Below are 21,642 nucleotides of genomic sequence, written 5' to 3' on the forward strand. Positions count from 1 at the left end.
CATGGCCCACGCCCACGCGCCGCATCACACGACAAGCGATCCGATCGCACCGGGGCGGCTGCACTGGGTGCTTCGCTTCGGCGCGGGCATTGCGGTGGCTTTTGTCCTCTCCGAAGCCATGGGATGGTATCCGACGTTTCTGGCGCCAGTGCTGGTGGCGACTTTGCTCGCCAACCTTCCCGGCTCACCGCCCTTCAAAGCGGGACTCTCGCTGGTCTTGGTGATGGCGGCGGCGGCGTTGGTGGCCTTCCTGTTGCCATCTCTGCTGCGCGGGGCGCCGCAGATCCTGTTCGGCGCGATTGCCCTCATCGTTTTTCTCGCCTTTGCCGCCATGGCGCAGGGACGCGCCCGATTGCCGGCGCTGTTGCTGCTGATGTGCGTCGCGACGGTTCCGGTCATCGCCATGGTCCAGCCGCAGTTGGCGGGGTTCCTTCCGGTTGCCCTAGTCCGCGCCGCGGCCGTCGCGGTGCTCGTCGTCTGGGGCGCTTATGCTTTGTGGCCCCACGTTGCGCCCCGCGCCGCGGCCCCCGTCCCGGCGCCGATCGCATCCCCGGTAGCGACGGCGCTTATGGGTACGGCGATCGTGATGCCGCTGATGCTGGTTTATCTGATGTTCGGCCTGACCGACGCATTACCCGTGCTGGTCACCACCGTTTTGCTGGTCGCCAATCTGGACCCGCAGCGCGGCGCGATGCACGGGCTGGCGATGATGCTCGGCAACCTGATCGGCGGTCTGGTTGGCGTATTCGCCTATGCGCTGCTTCAGATCGCACCCTCCCTGATTACGCTCGCGCTCATCACCTTCATCGTCGCCATGGCCTTTGGCGCACGTATAGAAAAAGGCGGGCCGAAGGCGGCGGTCGGCCTGATCACCTGCAATTCGTGCCTGATCATCCTCAGCTCTGCGATCCTGTCCGGTCCGTCGAACTCCGGAATCTGGATCGCGCGCCTTTCGCAGTTCGCGCTCGCCTGCACCTTTGCGATCGGCATGATGGGCCTCCTCTGGCGAAACAGCGCACGGGCGCGCGATCTCCAGTCTCCGGCCTGAGCAGGCCCCCTGGTGTAGCGCAGCTTGGGATCAGCTTCGGCCCATCGGCCTGCTCACGCGCATTGCCGCCCCCGAACGGATAGTCGTGATGCATACTGTGCTCGAGACGGTCGAGCACTTTATAAGATACTTCGTTCTATACTGGCTGGGGCGGCAGGATTCGAACCTGCGAATGCCGGTACCAAAAACCGGTGCCTTACCACTTGGCGACGCCCCAGCAGGATGCGAGCCGCGCCTTATAGCGACGCGAACGCTCGTGGAAAGGGGGGACGGTGATTTGTCGCCGCCCCCGCGCAATCACTGGATTTTTTCGACCCAGCCGTGCGGATCCGGCGCCTGTCCGCGCTGGATGTCGACAAGGTTAGCACGCAAGCGTTGAGTCAGCGGACCCGCCGACTGGCCACCGATGCTAAAGCTGCCCTCGGCGCTCTTAACGCTGCCGATCGGGGTCACCACGGCCGCGGTGCCGCAGGCGAAAGCCTCCGTCAGGCGACCGCTCTCTGCGTCGGCCCGCCACTGCTCGATCGAATAGGGCTCCTCGCGCACCGTGAGGCCCTGATCGCGGGCCAGCGTCAGCAGCGAATCGCGCGTGATGCCGGGCAGGATCGTGCCAGTGAGCGGCGGCGTCACCAGCGTGCCATCGTCGAACACGAAGAAGATGTTCATGCCGCCCAGCTCCTCGACCCAGCGGCGCTCGACGGCGTCGAGAAACACGACCTGATCGCAGCCGTTGCGCGTGGCTTCGGCCTGCGCGATCAGGCTGGTGGCGTAGTTGCCACCGCACTTGGCGGCACCGGTGCCGCCGGGTGCTGCGCGCGTATATTCGCGTGTCACCCAAAGCGAGACGCTCGGCGCGCCGCCCTTGAAATAGGCGCCGACCGACGACGCGATGACCATGTAGAGATATTCGGCCGAAGGCTTCACGCCGAGGAAGACCTCGCTCGCGAACATGAAGGGGCGCAGATAGAGCGCGCCATCCTCGCTATCGGGAATCCAGTCCTTTTCGGTGCGGACGAGCGCGCGGATCGATTCGAGGAAGAGTTCCTCGGGGAGCGCGGGCATCGCCATGCGCCGCGCCGAATCGTTGAAGCGGCGCGCATTGGCCTCGGGGCGGAACAGCGCCGCGCCGCCGTTCGGGCGGTGATAGGCCTTCAGTCCCTCGAAAATCTCCTGCGCATAGTGGAGCACCGACGATGCTGGATCCATCGAGACCGCCTGGCGCGCGGTGATCTTCGCGTCGTGCCAGCCCTTGTCCTCGCTGTAACGGATCAGCGCCATGTGATCGGTGAACACGCGGCCGAAACCGGGGTTTACAAGGCGTTGCGCCCGCTCGTTCGCCGCGACCATCGCGGTGCTTGGTTCAAATGCGAAAGTCGGGGTGGCACCGGATGACATCTGCTTCCTCTCGTCAAAGCGCCGCGTAGATCCGCCGGTCAGGGGGTGCGGAGCGGCTTGCGTCGGACTAGGGGCTGCGGCTAGATACGTCAATATGGCTGTCCAACCTGCAAGCGCCGCCTCGCCGCTTTTCCTGCGTGGCCCCGAAATCCGCCGCGGCGTCGAGCTGCTCTATTTCGGCTATAGTCACCTGACGCGCTCGATCGATGAACGGCTGGCGCAACAGGGACTCGGCCGCGCGCATCACCGCGCACTGTATTTCATCGCGCGCCAGCCCGACCTGAGCGTCAGCGAACTGCTCCGCTTTCTCGCGATCACCAAACAGTCGCTGGGCCGTGTGCTCAACGAACTGACCGCGCGCGGGCTGGTCGAACAACGCCCGGGGGTCAATGACCGGCGCCAGCGGCTGCTGCGGCTGACCGAAGAGGGCGCGGCGCTCGAAGCCAGGCTGTTCGAGGCGCTGCGCGAGAAACTGTCCGCCGCCTATGCGCAAGCAGGGCAGGGCGCGGTCGCGGGGTTCTGGCAGGTGCTCGAAGGACTGATCCCCCCGCGTGAGCGCGAACGCGTCGCCTCGCTCCACCGCGAGGGTTAGGCCTTTCGCGCCTCGGCGGCGAGCTCGGCGGCCCGGTCCGCCGCAGCCTGCAAGGTGCGATGGACGAGGTCGAAGATCGCGGCATCGGCGTCGAGCACGTTGAGCCCCGCGCGCGTGGTGCCGCCCGGGCTCGCGACGCGGTCGGCAAGCACCGCGGGGCTTTCGTCCGCACGCGCGGCGAGCGCCGCCGCGCCCTCGACCGTCGCCAGCGCCAGCCGCTCGGCGTCTTCGGAGGCGAAGCCAAGCTTCTCGGCCCCCGTAGCCATCGCATCGATGAAGCGGTAGACAAATGCGGGTCCCGAACCCGAAACCGCGGTTCCTGCGTCGATCAGCGCTTCATCGTTGACCCAAAGCGCAAGCCCAAGCGGCGCAGCGAGCGCTTCGACTTGCAGACGTGCGGATTCGGGGCCGCACAGCAATGCCACGCCCTTTCCGAGAGCGACGGGAAGATTGGGCATCAGCCGCACGACTGCCTTCGCCCCCGCAAAGGCGCCCGTGAGCGTTTTGACATCCACGCCAGCCATGATCGAAACAACGGTCGTATTCGCGCCAACCGCGGCCGCGAGCTGCTGCGCGATCGCGGGAAAGGTCTGCGGCTTGACGCCGAGCAGCAGCATTGCGGGGGGAGCTTCATCTTCCGGCGCGGCAGCAAGCAGGCGAACGCCCCCGGGCGCTTCGGCGCGGTTGGGATCGACGATCGTGACCGCGGCGGGATCGAGCCCGGTTTCAAGCCAGCGCGACAGCATCGCGCCCGCCATATTGCCGCAGCCGATCAGCCAGAGCGGTCGTGAAACGTCGAAAGAATAGGTCATGCCCGGCGCTTAGGCCAAAATGAGCGGCCGCGCAAAAGGCGGTCGGTCAGCGCACGGCCTTGGCCAGCGCGCCGCCCATTGGTTGTGCGGCGGGCGGAGGCGCTGCCTTGGCGCCGAGCTTCACGTTCAGCAACTGCGCAAGCTTGGCGCGGAAGCGTCCGAGATCCGCACCCGCGAGCTGCGAGGTCTGGACGAAGGAGATCGACTTCGGGTTGATCGCGACGCCGTTCCGATAGACCTCGTAATGGAGGTGCGGCCCCGTCGACAGGCCGGTCGAGCCGACATAGCCGATCACCTGGCCCTGACGCACACGCGCGCCGCCCGGAACCGCGATACGGCTCATATGCGCGTAGCCCGTGCCGATGCCGCCGGCATGGTTCAGCCGCACATAATTGCCATAGCCACGGTTGCGTCCGGCAAAGGCGACGACGCCGTCGGTGGCCGCGTAGATGGGCGCGCCATGCGGCGCGCCGAAATCCAGCCCCTTGTGAAGCCGTGAATAGCCGAGCAGCGGGTGACGCCGCATTCCGAAGCCCGATGTGAGCCGGCCGCTGACGGGCTGGGTCATAACCCCGCGTTTCTTGCCGACGCCCGCGGCATCGAACCATTCGGTGCGACCGTCGATCGTCCATTCGATCAGGCGCACCTGGCGGCGCCCCTGATCGAGCCCGGCATAGAGCAGCTTACCCGTTTTGGTTTCGCCGGTCTCGGCGCGCGCATGTTCGATGATGATGTCGAAGCGATCGTCGGGGCCGAGATCGTTGATCGAGATCTTGCCGCCGATCGCTTTCAGATATGCCTCGATGGCATGTGCAGGGACGCCCGCGGCGCGCGCTGAGGTGACGAAGCTCGCGCCGCGCCGGCCCTGTATGCGGAGCGGCGTATCATCGACCGCAATCGGAATCCGCTTGAGCACGAGTGCGCCGTTCGCGCGCTCGAGCTGGAGACGGAGGTCGAAGCGCGCGCGAAAAGCAAGAAAATCGAGCGGGCGGGCTACATTACGATTGGGGCGGCGGCCAAGCGTCACGTCCATGCGCGTGCCGGGCGCGATGTCGCCGAGCGAAACCGCACCCGCAACAAGGCTCGCGACCTTTGCGGCCTCGCTATCGGCGACGCCCGCGCGCGTCAGCACCCGCGCAAAGCCATCGCCGCGGCCAAGTGTCGCCACCAGATCGATCGAGGGGCGCTCGGGCGTGTCGGCGAGCGGCGCGACCGCATCGGTCGCGGCCATGCGGCGGCCCGTATCGGCACCGAGCGCGAGCGGCGCGATCGAGAGCACGCGCGCCTCGCTCCGCGCCTCTTCACCCATTGCGGGTGGGCTGGCGGCGATGATCGGGTCGAAACCCGGCGCGAGCGCCCATGCCGCGGAAATGAGCACCGCGCAGGTCGCGAGCCCGCGAAACCATTCGCGCGATCCGATGCGCGCGCCGAGGTCGGGGACCAGCTCGACATCGGCAAGCCGCGCCTCGATCCGCTGCCAGGCGCTGGGACGCACGATCCTGCGGCCGAAGCCGGCGGGCAGCGCCTGATCAAGCGACAGCGCGGCGGTGCCGCTGCCATTGCCGAATCCATGATCGCTGCGCTGATACAAGGCTGCGTGCCCCCGAAGCCGTGTTTACCCCGCGGTCCCGTTAGAACCGACCCGAGCGCCTGTCTGTGGACCAACAGGGTTAAAGTCAAATTAAGGTGGTTAACAAAGCACGCATTCTGCGGCGAAACGTGCGGTTCCGCGGGTCACTTCCGCATCTTCCCCGGTGCGAAGCCCGCTTGCGTTCTCGCATTGCATTTCCGATCTAGGGGGCATGAGCCGTTTCGCGCGTTCGCCGGTCACCGCCATTCTGGGACCCACCAACACCGGCAAGACCTATCTCGCCGTCGAGCGGATGTGCGCGCATTCGAGCGGGATGATCGGCTTTCCGCTGCGTCTGCTCGCGCGTGAGGTCTATGACCGCGTCGTCGCGATAAAAGGCCCGGAGGAGGTCGCACTGATCACGGGCGAGGAGAAAATCCTGCCCGACAAGGCGCGCTGGTTCCTCTGCACCGCAGAGAGCATGCCCACCGATCGCGAGGTTTCCTTCGTCGCAATCGACGAGTCGCAGCTTGGCGCGACGCCCGAGCGCGGCCATGTCTTCACCGACCGGCTGCTGCGCGCGCGGGGGCGCGAGGAGACGATGATCCTCGGCTCGGAAAGCCTGAAGCCGATGGTGCGCGCGCTGGTGCCTGACGCCGAGATCATCGGGCGGCCGCGCTTTTCGACGCTGAGCTATGCGGGTGCGAAGAAGCTCTCGCGCCTTCCCAAGCGATCCGCGATCGTCGCCTTTTCGGCGGAGGAGGTTTATGCGGTGGCCGAGATGCTGCGCCGGTTGCGCGGCGGTGCGGCGGTGGTGATGGGCGCGTTGTCCCCACGCACGCGCAACGCGCAGGTCGCGATGTTCCAGGCGGGCGAGGTCGATTATCTCGTTGCGACCGACGCGATCGGCATGGGGCTGAACATGGACGTCGCGCACGTCGCGTTCGCAGGGCTCAGGAAGTTCGACGGAAGGCGCAGCCGTCGGCTCACGCTTGCCGAAATGGCGCAGATCGCAGGGCGCGCTGGCCGCCACCAACGCGACGGCACCTTCGGGACGCTGGGCGCGGAGGAGGGCGGGATCAGCTTCACGCCCGAGGAGATCGAGCGCATCGAGAATCATCACTTCCCCCCGCTCGACCATCTCTTCTGGCGCGACGGCACACCCGATCTGTCGAGCCTCGACGGACTCGTCGCCGCGCTCGAGGCGCGCCCGCAGTCGCCCGTGCTCCGCGCCGCGCCGCAGGCGGTCGATCTGGCGGTGCTCAAGCGACTCGCCGAGGAAGGCTGGGTGCGCGAGCGCACGATCCGCCCGGCGATGGTTTCGCGCCTCTGGGCGGCGTGCGGATTGCCCGATTTCCGCAAGACGGGCGCCGAGCACCACGCGCGGCTGGTCGGCCGCATCTTCCGGTATCTTAGCGAACGCGACGGCCACATTCCGGTGCACTGGTTCGCCGACGAGATCGCCCGGCTCGACACGGTCCAGGGCGATGTCGAGACGCTTTCGGGGCGCATCGCCTCGATCCGGACCTGGGCATATATCGCACACCGCGCCGACTGGCTCGCCGACCCGTTGCATTGGGCCGAGCGCACGCGCGCGATCGAGGAAAAGCTGTCCGACGCGCTTCACGCCGCGCTCACCCAGCGCTTCGTCGACCGGCGCACGACGGTGCTGATGCGCGAGATCGGCGCGGATCCGGGCGCTATGCCCGTGACGATCGCCGAGGACGGTGCGGTGCTGGTTGATGACGAGCCGATCGGCCGGCTCGACGGCTTCCGCTTCGAGGTCGCCGCCGATGCGCGTCATGCCGATCGCAAGAAGCTGCTTGCAGTCGCCGGACGGCGGCTGGGCAAGGAGCTCGGAAGGCGCGCCGACGCGCTGCTTGCGGCCGACGACAAGGCGTTCATGCTCGTGACCGAGCCGGGCGCTCCGGTGCGGCTGTGCTGGCAGGGCGCGGCGCTGGGCGTGCTCGCAGGCGGGCGGACGCTGCTTCAGCCCCGCTTCCTGCCCGATCGCGGGCTCGACGCGCTCGATGATGCTGCGCGCAGGGCGATCGCTGCGCGCGTCCAGGCGTGGCTCGACGTGCGGATCACACAGCTATTGAGGCCGCTCGCGCGGATCACCGAGGCGTCCTCCAGCCCCGATACGCCGCCGCTGTTGCGCGCGTTGCTCGTGCCGCTCGCCGAGGGCGGCGGCGCGCTGGCGCGGACTGCGGTCGATGCGCCGCTCGCCGCGCTCGACAAGGCCGCGCGCTATCAGGCGCGGCGGCTCGGGATGGTGATCGGCACGCTCGACATCTTCCATCCGCAACTGCTCAAGCCCGAGGCGATGCGCTGGCGCGCCGCACTGATCGCGGTGCGCGACGGCAAGACGATGCCCGCGCTGCCCGTACCGGGCGCGGCGATACTCGGGCACGCATCTGTGCTCCCCGATTTTCGCACGCTCGGGCGGCAATCGCTGCGCATCGATCTGGTCGAGCGGATCGCGCGCGCCGCACATGAGGCACGCGACGGCCGCCGTCCGTTCACTCCCGATCCCTCGCTTGCGGTTTCGCTCGGGCTGAGCGCCGATGCGCTGGCGCGGCTGATGCGGCTGCTGGGTTTTGAACCAAAGGCCGATGCCTGGGCGTGGCGCGGACGCGTGCGGCAGCGCGAGGGGCCGCCCGCGCGCGCCGACGGCCATTTTGCCGGCCTTGCCGATCTCGTGACGGCGAATGGCCGGTGACGCCCCTATATGCGGCCAGCGGATCGACCGCTTCCTGTGGTTCGCGCGTCTGGCAAAGTCGCGCAGCATCGCGCAGGCGCTGTGCGAACAGGGCCATATCCGCCTCGACGGACGGCGGATCGAACGCGCACACACGCTGGTGCGGCCCGGCAATGTGCTGAGTCTGATGGCGCATGGCCGCGTCCGCGCGCTGCGGATCGAAGCCCTGCCGGCACGCCGCGGCCCGGCGAGCGAGGCGGTGACTCTGTACCGCGAGCTCACTCTCGCGACACCGGCCGAAACGGATGATTGACGGCGGCGGGGCGCGGGAATAGCAGGGCCGTTACAGGAGGATTGATCCCAATGACCTATGTCGTCACCGATGCCTGCATCCGTTGCAAGTACATGGATTGCGTCGAGGTGTGCCCCGTCGACTGTTTCTACGAGGGCGACAACATGCTGGTGATCAATCCGAGCGAGTGCATCGACTGCGGCGTGTGCGAACCCGAATGCCCCGCGGAGGCGATCCTGCCCGATACCGAGAGCGGGCTGGAGAAATGGCTCGAACTCAACAACACCTTCTCCGCGCAGTGGCCCAATATCACGCGCAAGCGCGAAGCCCCCGCCGACGCCGACGCGCACAAGGGCGAGGAAGGCAAGTACGAGAAATTCTTTTCGCCCGAACCCGGCCAGGGCGACTGATGCTCAACCCGCGGACCTGATGTAAAAGACTGTCGCGCTCCCTCGACTCCGCGGCGCGCTGACTACGTATTTTTCCCCGGATTCCAACAGTTGCGCGGCATAGCGTCGCTTGCTCGCAAGAAAAGACTGCGGGCTGGCATTTTTGTTGCGAATCTGTTAAACAGCGTTCGTCGCAAGCGCGTGCGCCGCACGCTGCTATAGGAGAATCACACCCGCTGATCGCCGCTATGGGGGACTGTGCTGACTTGGTTGGTCAGGGTCGCATTCCCATATCCGGTGATCTCCCCATGGAAAGGGCCGTATCAACATGGCATCCAAGGCTTTGTCCTTCGACGTCGGCGATTATGTCGTTTACCCCAAGCATGGCGTGGGTCGCGTCATCGAGCTGCAGAGCACCGATATCGCGGGCATGCAGCTAGAGCTTTACGTTCTGCGTTTTGAAAAGGAGCGGATGACGCTTCGCGTTCCGACTAACAAGGCCGAGAGCGTTGGCATGCGCAAGCTGTCTTCGGACAAGACGCTCAAGGAGGCCATGGACACGCTCAAGGGCAAGCCCAAGGTCAAGCGCACCATGTGGTCGCGCCGTGCCCAGGAATATGAAGCCAAGATCAATTCGGGCGATCTCGTCTCGATTGCCGAGGTGGTGCGCGACCTGTTCCGCGCCGACGACCAGCCCGAGCAGAGCTATTCCGAACGCCAGATCTTCGAAGCGGCCACCAGCCGCCTCGCGCGCGAGCTCGCGGCGATGGAAGAAACAGATGAGGCAGGCGCACAGGTGAAGATCCTTGAGATCCTCAACAAGGCGGCCCCGCTCCACGCGAGGGACAAGTCCGAGTAAGCGGCATTCGCTGACTACTGCAAACGCCGAAAAGGGCGGTCCCGCTTGGGGCCGCCCTTTTTGCATGGGGGCTGGACTGCGGCCGGACACTGGTGTATTAGTGCGGCAACACAGTACGGAGCCTTGTCATGCGCATGCTTTACCTTCTTCCGTCGTTGCTGCTGGTCACCGCCTGCTCAGCCTCTGCCGATGACGAAGCCCCGCTGAGCGGGGTCAAGGGCGACCGCGCCTTTGCCGCTTCGGGCTTCGACACGGTATCGTTGCGCGGCCCCGACAACGTCGTCGTCAAGGTCGGTGGTGCCGAGTCGGTGAGCGCCGCAGGGGACCAGGCGATCCTCGACCGTCTCGAGATCGAGGTAGTCGACGGCACGCTGCGCGTCGGCCGCAAGAAACAGGCGGGCATCCACTGGGGCGGCGACAAGGGGTCGGCAACGGTCACCGTCACCCTGCCTGCGCTCAAGGGCGCAAATATCGCGGGTTCGGGGGACATGTCGGTCGACAAGGTCAATAGCCCCGGGTTCGACGGCTCGATCGCGGGCTCGGGCTCGCTCAGCATTGCATCGCTCGCTGCAAGCGCGGTCGATTTCTCGATCGCAGGCTCGGGTGACGCGCACATTGCCGCGGGTAAGGCGGATTCGCTCGATGTGTCGATCGCGGGTTCGGGCAATCTCGACGCGCCCGCACTCGCCGCACGGACTGCCGACATCTCGGTGGCGGGTTCGGGTGGCGTGAAGGCGGCGGTGTCCGATGCTGCCGACATCTCGATCATCGGCTCGGGCGACGTCGAGCTTTTCGGCAACGCCAAATGCAGCGTCTCGAAGGTCGGATCGGGCAACGTACGCTGCACGCCCGCAGCGCCGTCGACGACCAAGGAGTAGCACGCGGCATTGCCGCCGGCGACCCGCGATGCCACTATAACCCGGTCTGAGGGGAGGATGGTCATGGCGGGGCTTCAGCATTGGGTGATGGCGGGGGTGCTGGTGGCCGCGACGCCCGCGGCGCAGGCAGCCGATCGCGGCTTCACCATCACCGATTTCGATCGCATCCGTATCGACGGTCCCTATGCCGTCCAGATCACCACGGGGCGGGGTACCACGGCCAAGGCGAGCGGCGCGCGCGAAGCGATCGAACGCGTCTCGCTCCAGGTCCAGGGACGCACGCTCACGATCCGGCCCGATCGCAGCGTCTGGGGGGCCAATGGCGCCGCCGCGACGAGCCCCGTCACAATCAGCATATCGACACGCGAGCTTCGCACCGTGATGCTCTATGGCAGCGGCAGCCTGCAGATCGACCGCGCAAGTGGCCCGAGGCTCGAGCTCATCGTTCAGGGCTCGGGCCGGGTCGAGGTGGGTCGTGTGGAAACCGACCGGCTCGACCTCGGCATGACGGGATCGGGCGCAGCGAAGCTCGCGGGCAGCGTCAAGGCACTGAACGCCGTGGTGCGCGGATCAGCGTCGGTCGACGGCACCGCGCTCACTGCCAATGACATCATCCTCAATACCGAGAGCGCCAGCAACGTCACCCTCGCCGCGAAGACGAGCGCCAAGGTCCAGTCGACGGGCGCGGGCAATACCAGCATCACCGGCAAGGCCGCCTGCACCGTGACCGCGACAGGTGCGGGCCTCGTTCAGTGCGGGCGGTAAACGGCAACTTCTACCCGCTGTTCCTGAGCGCTGTTGCGATCGCGTTGATCGAAAGCTGGATGCCCTCGGCGACACGCGGATCGTCCTCGCCCGCGCGGTGCCGTTTGAGCAGCTCGATCTGGAGCATGTTCAGCGGCTCTATATATGGCAGTCGCAACCGGATCGACTGGTCGAGCGCGGGGCTTTTCTCGAGCAGTCGCGCCTGATCCGTCGCGGCGAGCAGCCCGTCATGCGCGAGCTGCCAGCCCTCGCGGATGCGCCCGAAAATCGCATCGGCTGCATCGCGGTCCTCCACCAGGCCCGCATATTGCGCGGCGATCCCCATATCCGACTTGGCGAGCACCATTTCCATATTGGCGAGCGTCGCGTGCAGGAAGGGCCAGCATTGCGTCATTTCCCTGAGCAGTCCCTGATCGGGAAAGTTCGTCAGCGCCTGGCCGACGCCGTACCAGCCCGGCAGCATGACGCGCGCCTGTGCCCAGGAAAAGACCCAGGGGATCGCGCGCAGATCCTCGATCGCGTCGGTCTTCTTGCGGCTCGACGGGCGCGAGCCGATCTTCAGTGTCGCGATCTCCGCTATGGGCGTCATCTGACGGAAAAAGGCGCGGAAGCCCTCGGTGTCGTAGACGAGCGAGCGATAGGCGCGAAACGCGTCCGCCGACAGCGCGTCCATCGCCGCGCTGAAGCGCTGCCGGTCCTTCTCCGCGATCGCCTCGGGCTCGAGCGAGGCGATCAGCGTCGCCGAGGCCATAGCCTCCAGATTGGCAGCGGCGCTTTCGCGCGTGCCATATTTGGCGGCGATCACTTCGCCCTGCTCGGTGATGCGGATACGTCCGCGCACCGTGCCGCGCGGCTGCGCGAGGATCGCGGCGAAGGACGAACCGCCGCCGCGCCCGACCGCGCCGCCGCGTCCGTGGAAGAGCTGCATTGCGACCCCCGCTTGCCCAAAGACCGGCGCGAGCGCGCGGCTGGCGCGGTCGAGGCTCCAGGTCGAGGTCAGATAGCCTCCGTCCTTGTTCGAATCGGAATAGCCGATCATCACCTCCTGATGCCCGCGCGTCCGCGCGATCGCGGCGGCATCGGGATCAGCGAACCACCTGGCCATGACTCCGGGGGCGTTCTCAAGGTCGCCGATCGTCTCGAACAGCGGCACCGCCATGATATCGGCTTCAGGCTCGTCGCCCGGCCGGTACAGCCCCGCTTCCTTGAGCAGGATATGGACCTCGAGCAGGTCCGACACGTCCTGCGTCATCGAGACGATATAGTTCTGGATGCAGTCGCGCCCGAAGCGGCGATGTGCCTCGGCGGCGGCACGCACGATCGCAAGTTCCCCCGCGGTCTCCTCCGTATAGGTGAAGTGCGGGCTCGACAGCGGACGCGGCGTCGCCAGTTCGCCGCGGAGCAGTGCGACCCGCGCCTCCTCGCCCAGCGCGGCATAGTCCGCCTCGACTCCGGCCACCCGCAACAGTTCGGCGACGACGCGCTCATGCACCGCGCTGTTCTGGCGCATGTCGAGCGTGGCGAGATGAAAGCCGAAGGTGCCCACCGCGCGGATCAGCCGGCCAAGCGCACCGCCCGAGGACAGCGCGCCACGCCCGCCGGCGGCAAGGCCGTGCGCCAGGTCCTTCAGATCGGCGCACAGCGCGTCGGGGCCGCCATAGGGTTCGGCCGCGAGCGCGGCCGGGCGCGGCGGCTGCGTGTCCGTCAGCGCGACATATGTCGCGGAAAGCCGTGCATAAATGCCCGTGATCGCGCGGCGATAGGGTTCATCCTGGCGGCTGGGCGCAGCGTCGCCACTTGCGTCTGCCAGCGCTGTCACTTCGGGCGTGGCATCCGCAAGCTCGGTCGAGATCGAAAGCTCGGCGCCCAGCGTGTGCAGCGAATCGAGATACCAGGCGATCACCGTCTGCGATGACCGCACAATTGCGAGGCGGAGCGAGTCCGCGGTGACAAACGGATTGCCGTCGCGGTCGCCGCCGATCCAGCTCCCCGGGCGCAGGAAGCTCTTGGGCCGCTGGCCAAGCGCGCGTTCCCAGCGCGCGTAAAGCGCAGGGAGCACGGGCAGGAAGGTGTCGCGCAGATAGGCGAGCGCGGTCTCGACCTCGTCGGCGACATAGAGGCGTTCGCGGCGTAGCGTCCGCGTCTGCCAGAGCAGCGCGATCTGGCGATAGATCGCTTCGTCGACCAGATCACCCTCGGGGGTCTCCGCCGCGCCTGCATCCTTGAACTGCATCAGCTCAGCGATGCGGTTGCGATGGTCGATCATCGACTTGCGGCGGACTTCGGTCGGATGTGCGGTCAGTACAGGCGCGACGAGCGCGTGCGCCAGCAGATCGAGAATTTTGTCGCTGTCGATCCCCTCAGCCTTCAGCCGGTCGAGCGCGTGCGCAACGTCGGCCCCGGGGTCGGTCGCGACGCCCTGGCGATCCTCGGCGAGATTGGCGAGCATCGAAAAGAGCATGAATCCGCGAACGAACTGGAGCGTCTCGTCGAGGCTGAGCGCGCCCAGCCCCGTGTCGATCGCATCAGCGCTCGCGACCCCGCGATGCCGGTCCACCGATGCGGCCCGGATATATTCGGTCCGGCGGAACAGCGTCTCGCCGCCATAGGCGCGGATGACGTCGCCGAGGAGCTTGCCGAGATAGCGTATATCGGGGTTCTGCGTGATGGGGGGTGCGCTGGCCATAGGAAGCGAGTGCTGCACCGCAGCGAGACTTTCGTCAACTGCCGTATTTGGGTAATTTAATTACGCGCCCTTGTCTCGCAGCGCGGCGGTCCCATATGGCCTGCGCGAGGACGACCTCCCCCATTACGGGCCAAAACCGTCGGGACGACCCGACGTTTTGCAGGAGCCGATCATGGCCTGGGTCTATCTTATCCTCGCGGGAATTCTCGAAATCGTCTGGGCCTTTTCGATGAAGCAGTCGGAAGGCTTTACCCGCTTCGGCGCGAGCGCGGTGACGATCGTCGCGATGATTGCCAGTTTCGCGTTGCTGTCGATGTCGATGCGCGCGCTTCCGCTTGGCACCGCCTATACAATCTGGACGGGCATCGGCGCGGTCGGCGCCTTTGTGCTGGGCGTGATCGCGCTCGGTGAACAGGCGACGCCGATGCGCATTTTCGCCGCGGTGCTGATCGTCGCCGGACTGGTGCTGATGAAGCTGAGCGCCGCCGACTGATCGTTCAGGCGAGCAGCTCGATGTCCCAGTAAAGCCAGTCGCGCCAGGTATCGTGAAGATAGTTGGGCGGAAAGCTGCGGCCATGTTCCTGAAGATGCCAGCTCGTCGGCCTGATCGGTGCAATATGGAGCTGCATCCCGGCCTGCTGCGGAGTACGACCGCCTTTTTTAAGGTTGCACGGCGCGCAGGCTGTCGCGACATTCTCCCAGGTCGTGCGGCCACCTTGCGCGCGGGGGATGACATGGTCGAAGGTGAGATCGCGCGAGACGCCGCAATATTGGCACTCGAAACGATCGCGCAGGAAGAGGTTGAAGCGGGTGAAGGCAGGATATTCGGAAGGTTTGACATACTGTTTGAGCGCGATGACCGAGGGCAGCTTCATCGCGCTGCTGGGACTTCGGATTTCCCGCTGGTAATGATCGACGATCGTCACCCGGTCGAGAAACACCGCCTTGACCGCGGTCTGCCAGGGCCACAGGCTCAAGGGATAATAGCTCAGCGGCTTGAAGTCCGCGTTGAGCACAAGCGCGGGGCAACTGTCCGGATGGCGGATCAGATCGGGATGATACATGGCGTCACGCTGTCTCCCATTGCCTGCACTCCCCTCGCGGAAAATGATGACGTGGTCATGACACCATATGTCGCGACTCGTGGTCAACCCTTGATTTCGGATTGCAGCGCAGAATGACTGAGATCGCCACACGCTTCGCGCCGAGCCCCACCGGCAGGCTGCATCTCGGCCATGGCTGGTCGGCCCTGCAGGCGCATGATTTCGCGACCGAAAGACGCGGCCACTTCCTGCTGCGCATCGAGGATATCGATCCCGGCCGCGCGCGCGAAGAGCATGTTTCGGGGATCATCGAGGATCTGCTCTGGCTGGGGCTGACCTGGGAGGGCGAGATCGTCTTCCAGTCGCAGCGGCTGGCGCTCTACGCGATGGCGCTCGAGGACCTGAAGGAGCGCGGGCTGGTCTATCCCTGTTTCTGCACGCGCGCGGAGATCGCGAGGGAGATCGCGGCAAGTGCCTCGGCGCCGCATGGCCCCGACGGGCCGCATTATCCGGGAACCTGCCGCGGCATCCCCGCCGAAGCCGCCGCCGAGCGCGCCGTCCACGAGGCGCATTGCTGGCGGCTGGACACGGCAAGGGCGTGCGCCGAGGCAGGACCGCTAAGCTGGACCGACGGCGCCGGCATGAACCATCGGGCGCACCCGCAGATGCACGGCGATGTCGTGCTCGGCCGCAAGGACGCGCCCGTCAGCTATCATCTTGCAGTCACCATCGACGATGCTGATCAGGCGATCAGCCATGTCGTGCGTGGCGCGGACCTTTTGCACGCGACGCATGTCCACCGGCTGCTTCAGGCGCTGTTCGATCTACCCACGCCTGTGTACCTCCATCACGCGCTGCTCGCCACCGCATCGGGCGAGCGCCTCGCGAAGCGGAATGCCGCGCCCGCGATCGCTGACCTGCGCGCGGCGGGCGTAGATCCCGTTGCGCTGATCGAGGGCATGCGCGCCGGACAATTTCCCGACGGCTATCGCCCGTTGGATTTGCCAGTCGATGCGCTTGGACCTTGATCCGCTCAGGCTGAATTAGCCTGAACCGTAAATCAAGGTCCCAACTGTTGAATAGAGCCTGATTCACGCTTTCAGTGGGAGCGCGTAGCGCTTCCACTTCAACCGATCAGGCTCTAGAGAGAATGGATTATGAGCACCGTCCTCACCATCCTCATCATCGTCGCGATGATCGCCACCGTGGTAGCACTCGTGCGCGGCATCGTCGCCTTTCTGCGCACGACCGAGCAGGATCTGAAGGGCACGGGGCCCAGCGCCTCGAGCCTGAAACAGAACAAGGCGATGCAGATGCGCATCCTGTTCCAGGCGATCGCGATCCTCCTCGTGGTGCTGTTGCTGGCCCTCTACAGCGGCGGAAGCTGAGACTTTGGTCAAGCTCAACAAGATCTACACGCGCACCGGCGATGACGGGACAACGGGTCTTGTCGACGGATCGCGGACGACGAAGCACGATCCGCGGATGCAGGCGATCGGCGATGTCGACGAAGCCAATAGCGCGATCGGCATCGCGGTGGCCGCGATCGGCGGGGGCGACCATGCGGCGATGCTGCGCCGGATCCAGAACGATCTGTTCGACCTTGGCGCCGATCTCGCAACCCCGGGGGAGGATTTCACGCCCGGCGAAATGACGCTGCGCATCGTGCCGACTCAGGTTGCGCGGCTGGAGGCAGAGATCGACGCGATGAATGCTGCCCTCGAACCCCTCCGCAGCTTCATCCTGCCCGGCGGCAATCCGGGCGCTGCTGCGCTGCACCTTGCGCGCGCAGTGACGCGACGCGCGGAGCGGACCGCGGTGACCGCGGCGCAAACCGTGACTCTCAACCCGCAAGCGCTGGCCTATCTCAACCGACTTTCGGATCATCTTTTCGTCATGTGTCGCATGCTCAATGCCGCGGGCGAAGGCGACATATTATGGGTGCCCGGCGGTTCGCGCTGAACTGTTTCACTGCTGACACGTATTGACACTGGGTCGCCTTGACCCGGCCCGATATATCGCGATGTTGAGAACATTATGGCAACACTGCTTAAATCGACCGCAGCTCCCGATGCGCTCTCCTCGCTTTTCCGCAACGTCCGCGCGCTGAGTGAGGCGCTCGTCGCGCCGCTGTCGGATGCCGACGCGACCGTTCAGTCGATGGACGATGCTTCCCCGGCCAAATGGCATCTGGCGCACACGACCTGGTTCTTCGAAAGCTTCGTGCTGCGCGATCATGTGCCGGGTTACCAGTTGTTCGATGATCGCTGGCCGTTTCTGTTCAACAGCTATTATGAGGTCGAGGGCCCGCGCTATGCGCGACCGCGGCGCGGAATGATCACGCGCCCCTCGCTTGCGGAGGTGCTGTGCTGGCGCGCGCATGTCAATGCGGCGCTGATCGAAGCGCTGCCCGAGCTCGGCGACAGGGCACGCGCGCTGGTCGAACTTGGCTGCCATCATGAGCAGCAGCATCAGGAATTGCTGCTGACCGATATCCTGAGCCTGTTCGCGCTCAATCCGCTCGCCCCCGCGATATGGGACATGCCCCGCGGCGCGCCCGCCCCGGCGCCCGCCCCGCTGCGCTGGATCGAGGGCGCGCACGGCATCGTGGAAATCGGCCATGATGGCACAGACGTGAATGCAGGTTTCGGCTTCGATTGCGAGGGGCCGCGCCATCCCGTGCTGCTGCCGCGCCATGCGCTGGGCGATCGATTGGTGACCAATGCCGAGTGGCGCGGCTTCATCGACGACGGCGGCTATGAACGCCCCGATTTCTGGCTTTCGGACGGCTGGACCTGGGTGCAGCGCGAGGGGATCGAGGCGCCGCTCTACTGGCGTCACCAGCCGGACGGAGAATGGGCGCAATTTGCGCTCGACGGCCTGCATCCGGTTCGGCCTGCCGCACCCGTCACGCATATCAGCTATTATGAGGCCGATGCCTTTGCGCGCTGGGCGGGCGCGCGGCTGCCGACCGAGGCCGAATGGGAAAGCGCTGCGGCGACGCTCGATCCACTGGGGGGCAATCAGCTCGATACCGCGGGCCCGGCGCGCCCGCGCGCCGCGACCAACGGCGAGGGTTTACGCCAGATGTTCGGCGATGTCTGGGAATGGACCGCGAGCGCCTATCTCGCCTATCCCGGCTTCCGCCCCGCACCGGGCGCGGTGGGCGAATATAATGGCAAGTTCATGAGCGGCCAGTTCGTCCTCAAGGGCGCGAGCTGCGCAACGCCGCGCGGCCATGCGCGCGCCAGCTACCGCAATTTCTTCTACCCGCATCAGCGCTGGCAGTTCACCGGACTCCGGCTGGCAAAGGACCTCTGAGATGCTGCTCGAACAGGATGCGCCGCCGCTCCCCGCCGAAGAGGCGGATCCCGCCTTCCGCGCCGACGTGCTGAAGGGTTTCGCCGATACGCGCAGGCGCGCGATCCCCGCGCGCTGGTTCTACGACAAGACGGGCTCCGAGCTGTTCGAGGAGATCACGCAGCTCCCCGAATATTACCCGACGCGTGTCGAGACCGCGTTGCTTGCAAGGCATTCGTCCGAGGTGGCCGAAATTGCGGGGCCGGGACGCGCGGTGGTCGAGTTCGGATCGGGATCTTCGATCAAGACGCCGCATCTGCTCCGCGCGGTGAACCCCGCAGCCTATGTCCCGATCGACATATCGGGGGATTTTCTGCGAGAATCCGCCGCCGCGCTGGCCGCGGACTTTCCGGGGGTAAAGGTCGAGCCCGTCGAGGCCGATTTCATGCACCCGATCGACCTGCCGATGAGCGTGGGCGAGCTGCCCAAGCTCGGCTTCTTTCCGGGCTCCACTATCGGCAACATGATCGCGCGCACCTCGGTCGATTTGCTGCGCGCAATGCGCGAATCGCTTGGGGTCGGATCGCTGTTGCTGATCGGGATGGACCGGGTGAAGGATCCCGCGATCCTCGTGCGCGCCTATGACGATGCCGCGGGCGTCACCGCGCGCTTCAATCTCAACCTGCTCCACCGCATCAATCGCGAGCTGGGCGGCACGATCCCCGTCGAGGCCTTCCGCCACCGCGCGATCTGGAACGATCTCTATGCGCGGGTCGAGATGCATTTGGAGGCGACCTGCGACGTCACCTTCGGCATAGAGGGTGCGAGCTTCTCGATGCGCAGGGGCGAGACGATCCATACCGAAAACAGCCACAAATACGGCCAGCGCGACGCGCGCCTCCTGCTCCGAGCGGGCGGCTGGACGCCACTTCGCGAATGGACCGACGCCGATAACATGTTCGCGCTGATTCTCGCAGGCGCGCACCCGCTCAGGACGGCGCCCTAAGCCGGCTCCATGCCGTAGTCGCCCAGATCGATGGCCATGATGTCGGCCTCTATATCGGGGTGTCGTTTGACGAGATAGGAAGCTGCCCTCCTGAGGTCCGAAGCCAGATGCGGCTTGAGCCAGCGCGCGGCATCCAGCGGATCGCGACCTGCGAGCCGCTGGGTAACGGCGAGGGCGGTCACCAGCGCCTTTTCGCTGAGATAGCCCGACTGGCTCGATGACCAGCCCATCGAGTCGAAGGAATTGAAGGCCTCGAAGGTCTTTGCCCCATTGGCCAGAAAGACGCCGAAGCCCATGAACGCCGCGGCCAGATCGGTTGCGAGTTCATGGAGGTCCGCACCGCCGGGTGGCAGACGCCTCGCACCGTCGATCACGTAATGCGCCAGCTCATGTGCAAAAGTGCCCACAAGCCGCGCGGGATCCGCAAGCGACGAAGGATTGTAGGTGATGACGGGTTCGTATTGCCCCTGCCCGCGATCTTCGAGGTGATACGTGCCGAGCGGGGGCGCGGCTTCGTGCCGAAGCCCGAAGCCGGGCTGAACGCGGTCCGGGCGATTGGCGGCTCCGGCTTCCAGCCTGAAGGCAACATCTTCAAGCCCGGCGTGTGACCGGACCTGATCGAAAAGCTCGCGCGCTCGGGCGTGGCCGGTCAGTCGGCTGTCGGGAAAATAATCGATCGTCGGCGTGACAAGCGGCGTCTGGCGATGACGCCCGACCTGTTCGAAATCCTCGAGCATCCATTTGAAGCAGGCGAGTTGCCATTCGAACTCGTCGGCGTCGATCGGCAATTTCGGCCCGAACAATCCCATGGCGTCCCTCCCCCGAAAGTCGCATCACACATGCTTCCCACAGCTTGCGTCGCCCTGTCCAGCACGCCGCCGCCCTCGCCTCACTCCGCCGCCACAATCCCCTTCGGCAGATCCTCGACGCGCGGCATCTTGCCCGCGAGCGCCGCATCGAACTGCGGCTTGTCGAGCACACCCTCCCATTTGGAGACCACCACCGTCGCCACCGCGTTCCCGATGAAGTTGGTGAGGCTGCGGCATTCGGACATGAAGCGGTCGATGCCGAGGATCAGCGCCATGCCCGCCACCGGGATCGAGGGCACGATCGAGAGCGTGGCTGCGAGCGTGATGAAGCCCGCGCCCGTCACCCCCGCCGCGCCCTTGGACGAGAGCATGGCAACGCCGAGCAGCAGCAGTTGCTGGCCGATCGTCAGTTCGACATCGCATGCCTGCGCGATGAACAGCGCGGCGAGCGTCATGTAGATATTGGTGCCGTCGAGATTGAAGCTGTAGCCCGTGGGGACGACGAGCCCGACGATCGACTTGGGGCAGCCCGCGCGCTCCATCTTCTCGATCAGGCTTGGCAGCGCGCTTTCCGACGAAGAAGTGCCCAGCACGAGCAACAGCTCGGCCTTCAGGTACGCGATCAGCTTGAAGATCGAGAAGCCGCACAGCTTCGCGACAAGGCCGAGCACGACGATCACGAACAGCAGCGAGGTGAGGTAGAAAGTGCCGACCAGTGCCGCGAGATTGGCGAGCGTGCCGACGCCATATTTGCCGATGGTGAAGGCCATCGCGCCGAACGCGCCGATCGGCGCGACCCTCATCACGATCGCGACGAGCTTGAAGAAGGCGATCGAGACGTCTTCGAGCAGATCGAGCAGCTTGGTTCCACGATCGCCGATCAGCGCGAGGCTGATCCCGAACAGGATCGACACGAACAGCACCTGGAGGAGGTTGCCCCCGGTCATCGCCGACAGGAAGGTGTCGGGGATGATCGAGCTCAGGAAGCCCGTGATCGTGCTGTCATGCGCCTTGGCCGCGAACTCGCTGACCTTGGAGCCGTCGAGCGTCGCTGGGTCGATGTTGAGCCCCGCGCCGGGACGCACGACATTGCCGACGACCAGGCCGATGACCAGCGCCAGCGTCGAGAAGAACAGGAAATAGGCAAAGGCCTTGCCAGCCACGCGGCCGACGGCGGCGAGGTCGCGCATCCCCGCGATGCCGGTGACGATCGTCAGGAAGATGACGGGCGCGATCACCATCTTGACCAGCTTGATGAAGGCGTCGCCCAACGGCTTCAGCGCCTCGCCCGTCGCGGGCGCAAAATGGCCGAGCAGCACGCCCGCGGCGATCGCGACCAGCACCTGCAAATAGAGCTGCGCATACCATGGCTTTGCGGGCGGGGGCGGCGGCAGGATCTCCGCGTCAGGGGCGATGATCATCTTGGTGCGCCTTTCATCCTCATCACCGTTCACTAGCCAGCGGTTCGCCATTCGAAAAGCGGTCTGTCGGCATGCG

21 protein-coding genes and 1 tRNA gene are annotated in these 21,642 nt (G+C 66.0%); 14 read left to right on the plus strand and 8 right to left on the minus strand.

Annotation, left to right across the window (positions count from 1 at the left end; genetic code table 11):
• The first annotated feature begins 1 nt into the window (after position 1).
• Positions 2-1,048: a DUF2955 domain-containing protein gene (locus D3876_RS06070; RefSeq protein WP_119760343.1), complete on the plus strand. Its 1,047-nt coding sequence runs from the start codon at positions 2-4 to the stop codon at positions 1,046-1,048.
• Between the two features lie 142 nt (positions 1,049-1,190).
• Here the strand turns inward: D3876_RS06070 and D3876_RS06075 are convergent.
• Both D3876_RS06075 and D3876_RS06080 read right to left on the minus strand, forming a co-directional pair.
• Positions 1,191-1,265: transfer RNA gene (locus D3876_RS06075), tRNA-Gln, on the minus strand.
• 80 nt (positions 1,266-1,345) lie between these two features.
• Positions 1,346-2,443, minus strand: coding sequence for a branched-chain amino acid aminotransferase (locus D3876_RS06080; protein ID WP_119760345.1), 1,098 nt, complete (start codon positions 2,441-2,443; stop codon positions 1,346-1,348).
• Positions 2,444-2,537: 94 nt separating this feature from the next.
• On the opposite strand from D3876_RS06080, the gene D3876_RS06085 reads away from it, so the two are divergent.
• Positions 2,538-3,035 carry a MarR family winged helix-turn-helix transcriptional regulator gene (locus D3876_RS06085; RefSeq protein ID WP_119760346.1) on the plus strand — a complete coding sequence of 166 codons (498 nt, stop codon included), beginning with the start codon at positions 2,538-2,540 and terminating at the stop codon, positions 3,033-3,035.
• Here D3876_RS06085 and proC read toward each other — a convergent pair.
• Together proC and D3876_RS06095 are read right to left on the minus strand one after the other, a co-directional pair.
• On the minus strand, positions 3,032-3,847 hold the full coding sequence (gene proC / locus D3876_RS06090) for a pyrroline-5-carboxylate reductase (RefSeq protein ID WP_119760348.1): 816 nt from the start codon (positions 3,845-3,847) through the stop codon (positions 3,032-3,034). The two genes, D3876_RS06085 and proC, sit on opposite strands and share 4 nt — an antisense overlap.
• Positions 3,848-3,893: 46 nt before the next feature.
• The gene (locus D3876_RS06095) at positions 3,894-5,438 is read right to left on the minus strand and encodes a M23 family metallopeptidase (protein WP_119760350.1); all 1,545 of its coding nucleotides are present in this window, start codon (positions 5,436-5,438) and stop codon (positions 3,894-3,896) included.
• Positions 5,439-5,649: 211 nt separating this feature from the next.
• On the opposite strand from D3876_RS06095, the gene D3876_RS06100 reads away from it, so the two are divergent.
• The 6 genes from D3876_RS06100 to D3876_RS06125 all read left to right on the plus strand — a co-directional run bounded on the left by D3876_RS06100 (position 5,650) and on the right by D3876_RS06125 (position 11,301).
• Entirely contained in the window at positions 5,650-8,139 is a 2,490-nt protein-coding gene (locus D3876_RS06100) for a helicase-related protein (RefSeq protein WP_119760351.1), read from the plus strand.
• Positions 8,129-8,431 carry an RNA-binding S4 domain-containing protein gene (locus D3876_RS06105; protein WP_119760353.1) on the plus strand — a complete coding sequence of 101 codons (303 nt, stop codon included), beginning with the start codon at positions 8,129-8,131 and terminating at the stop codon, positions 8,429-8,431. Before D3876_RS06100 ends, D3876_RS06105 begins: the two co-directional genes overlap by 11 nt.
• Positions 8,432-8,481: 50 nt before the next feature.
• Complete coding sequence (gene fdxA, locus D3876_RS06110) at positions 8,482-8,820, plus strand: ferredoxin FdxA (protein WP_119760354.1); 339 nt, start codon at positions 8,482-8,484, stop codon at positions 8,818-8,820.
• A gap of 307 nt (positions 8,821-9,127) precedes the next feature.
• The gene (locus D3876_RS06115; RefSeq protein WP_119760356.1) at positions 9,128-9,658 is read left to right on the plus strand and encodes a CarD family transcriptional regulator; all 531 of its coding nucleotides are present in this window, start codon (positions 9,128-9,130) and stop codon (positions 9,656-9,658) included.
• A gap of 128 nt (positions 9,659-9,786) precedes the next feature.
• A complete protein-coding gene (locus tag D3876_RS06120) occupies positions 9,787-10,536 on the plus strand; it encodes a head GIN domain-containing protein (RefSeq protein WP_119760357.1) in 750 nt (249 codons plus the stop codon).
• 63 nt (positions 10,537-10,599) lie between these two features.
• Complete coding sequence (locus D3876_RS06125; protein WP_182911887.1) at positions 10,600-11,301, plus strand: GIN domain-containing protein; 702 nt, start codon at positions 10,600-10,602, stop codon at positions 11,299-11,301.
• Positions 11,302-11,311: 10 nt separating this feature from the next.
• Here the strand turns inward: D3876_RS06125 and ppc are convergent, their stop codons facing one another.
• Positions 11,312-13,987: a phosphoenolpyruvate carboxylase gene (gene ppc, locus D3876_RS06130; protein WP_119760360.1), complete on the minus strand. Its 2,676-nt coding sequence runs from the start codon at positions 13,985-13,987 to the stop codon at positions 11,312-11,314.
• 172 nt (positions 13,988-14,159) lie between these two features.
• Between ppc and D3876_RS06135 the strand changes: the two genes are divergently transcribed.
• Positions 14,160-14,480 (plus strand): DMT family transporter, encoded by a 321-nt coding sequence (locus D3876_RS06135; RefSeq protein WP_119761102.1) that lies wholly within the window; start codon positions 14,160-14,162, stop codon positions 14,478-14,480.
• 4 nt (positions 14,481-14,484) lie between these two features.
• Here the strand turns inward: D3876_RS06135 and D3876_RS06140 are convergent, their stop codons facing one another.
• Positions 14,485-15,051, minus strand: a complete 567-nt coding sequence (locus D3876_RS06140; RefSeq protein WP_119760362.1) for an HNH endonuclease — start codon at positions 15,049-15,051, stop codon at positions 14,485-14,487.
• A 113-nt stretch (positions 15,052-15,164) separates the two neighbouring features.
• On the opposite strand from D3876_RS06140, the gene gluQRS reads away from it, so the two are divergent.
• From gluQRS to egtD, 5 genes are all read left to right on the plus strand, one after another.
• Positions 15,165-16,058: a tRNA glutamyl-Q(34) synthetase GluQRS gene (gene gluQRS, locus D3876_RS06145; RefSeq protein ID WP_119760363.1), complete on the plus strand. Its 894-nt coding sequence runs from the start codon at positions 15,165-15,167 to the stop codon at positions 16,056-16,058.
• Between the two features lie 129 nt (positions 16,059-16,187).
• The gene (locus tag D3876_RS06150) at positions 16,188-16,418 is read left to right on the plus strand and encodes a twin transmembrane helix small protein (RefSeq protein WP_119760365.1); all 231 of its coding nucleotides are present in this window, start codon (positions 16,188-16,190) and stop codon (positions 16,416-16,418) included.
• Positions 16,419-16,422: 4 nt separating this feature from the next.
• Positions 16,423-16,992 carry a cob(I)yrinic acid a,c-diamide adenosyltransferase gene (locus tag D3876_RS06155; RefSeq protein ID WP_119760366.1) on the plus strand — a complete coding sequence of 190 codons (570 nt, stop codon included), beginning with the start codon at positions 16,423-16,425 and terminating at the stop codon, positions 16,990-16,992.
• A 75-nt stretch (positions 16,993-17,067) separates the two neighbouring features.
• The gene (gene egtB / locus D3876_RS06160; RefSeq protein WP_119760368.1) at positions 17,068-18,351 is read left to right on the plus strand and encodes an ergothioneine biosynthesis protein EgtB; all 1,284 of its coding nucleotides are present in this window, start codon (positions 17,068-17,070) and stop codon (positions 18,349-18,351) included.
• 1 nt (position 18,352) lies between these two features.
• Complete coding sequence (egtD, locus tag D3876_RS06165; protein WP_119760369.1) at positions 18,353-19,336, plus strand: L-histidine N(alpha)-methyltransferase; 984 nt, start codon at positions 18,353-18,355, stop codon at positions 19,334-19,336.
• Here the strand turns inward: egtD and D3876_RS06170 are convergent.
• On the minus strand, positions 19,333-20,145 hold the full coding sequence (locus D3876_RS06170) for a hypothetical protein (RefSeq protein ID WP_119760371.1): 813 nt from the start codon (positions 20,143-20,145) through the stop codon (positions 19,333-19,335). The two genes, egtD and D3876_RS06170, sit on opposite strands and share 4 nt — an antisense overlap.
• Before the next feature lie 80 nt (positions 20,146-20,225).
• A complete protein-coding gene (locus D3876_RS06175) occupies positions 20,226-21,566 on the minus strand; it encodes a dicarboxylate/amino acid:cation symporter (RefSeq protein WP_119761104.1) in 1,341 nt (446 codons plus the stop codon).
• Between the last annotated feature and the right edge of the window lie 76 nt (positions 21,567-21,642).

Origin of the sequence: Sphingomonas cavernae, assembly GCF_003590775.1 — a bacterium.
Lineage (GTDB): Bacteria > Pseudomonadota > Alphaproteobacteria > Sphingomonadales > Sphingomonadaceae > Sphingobium_A > Sphingobium_A cavernae.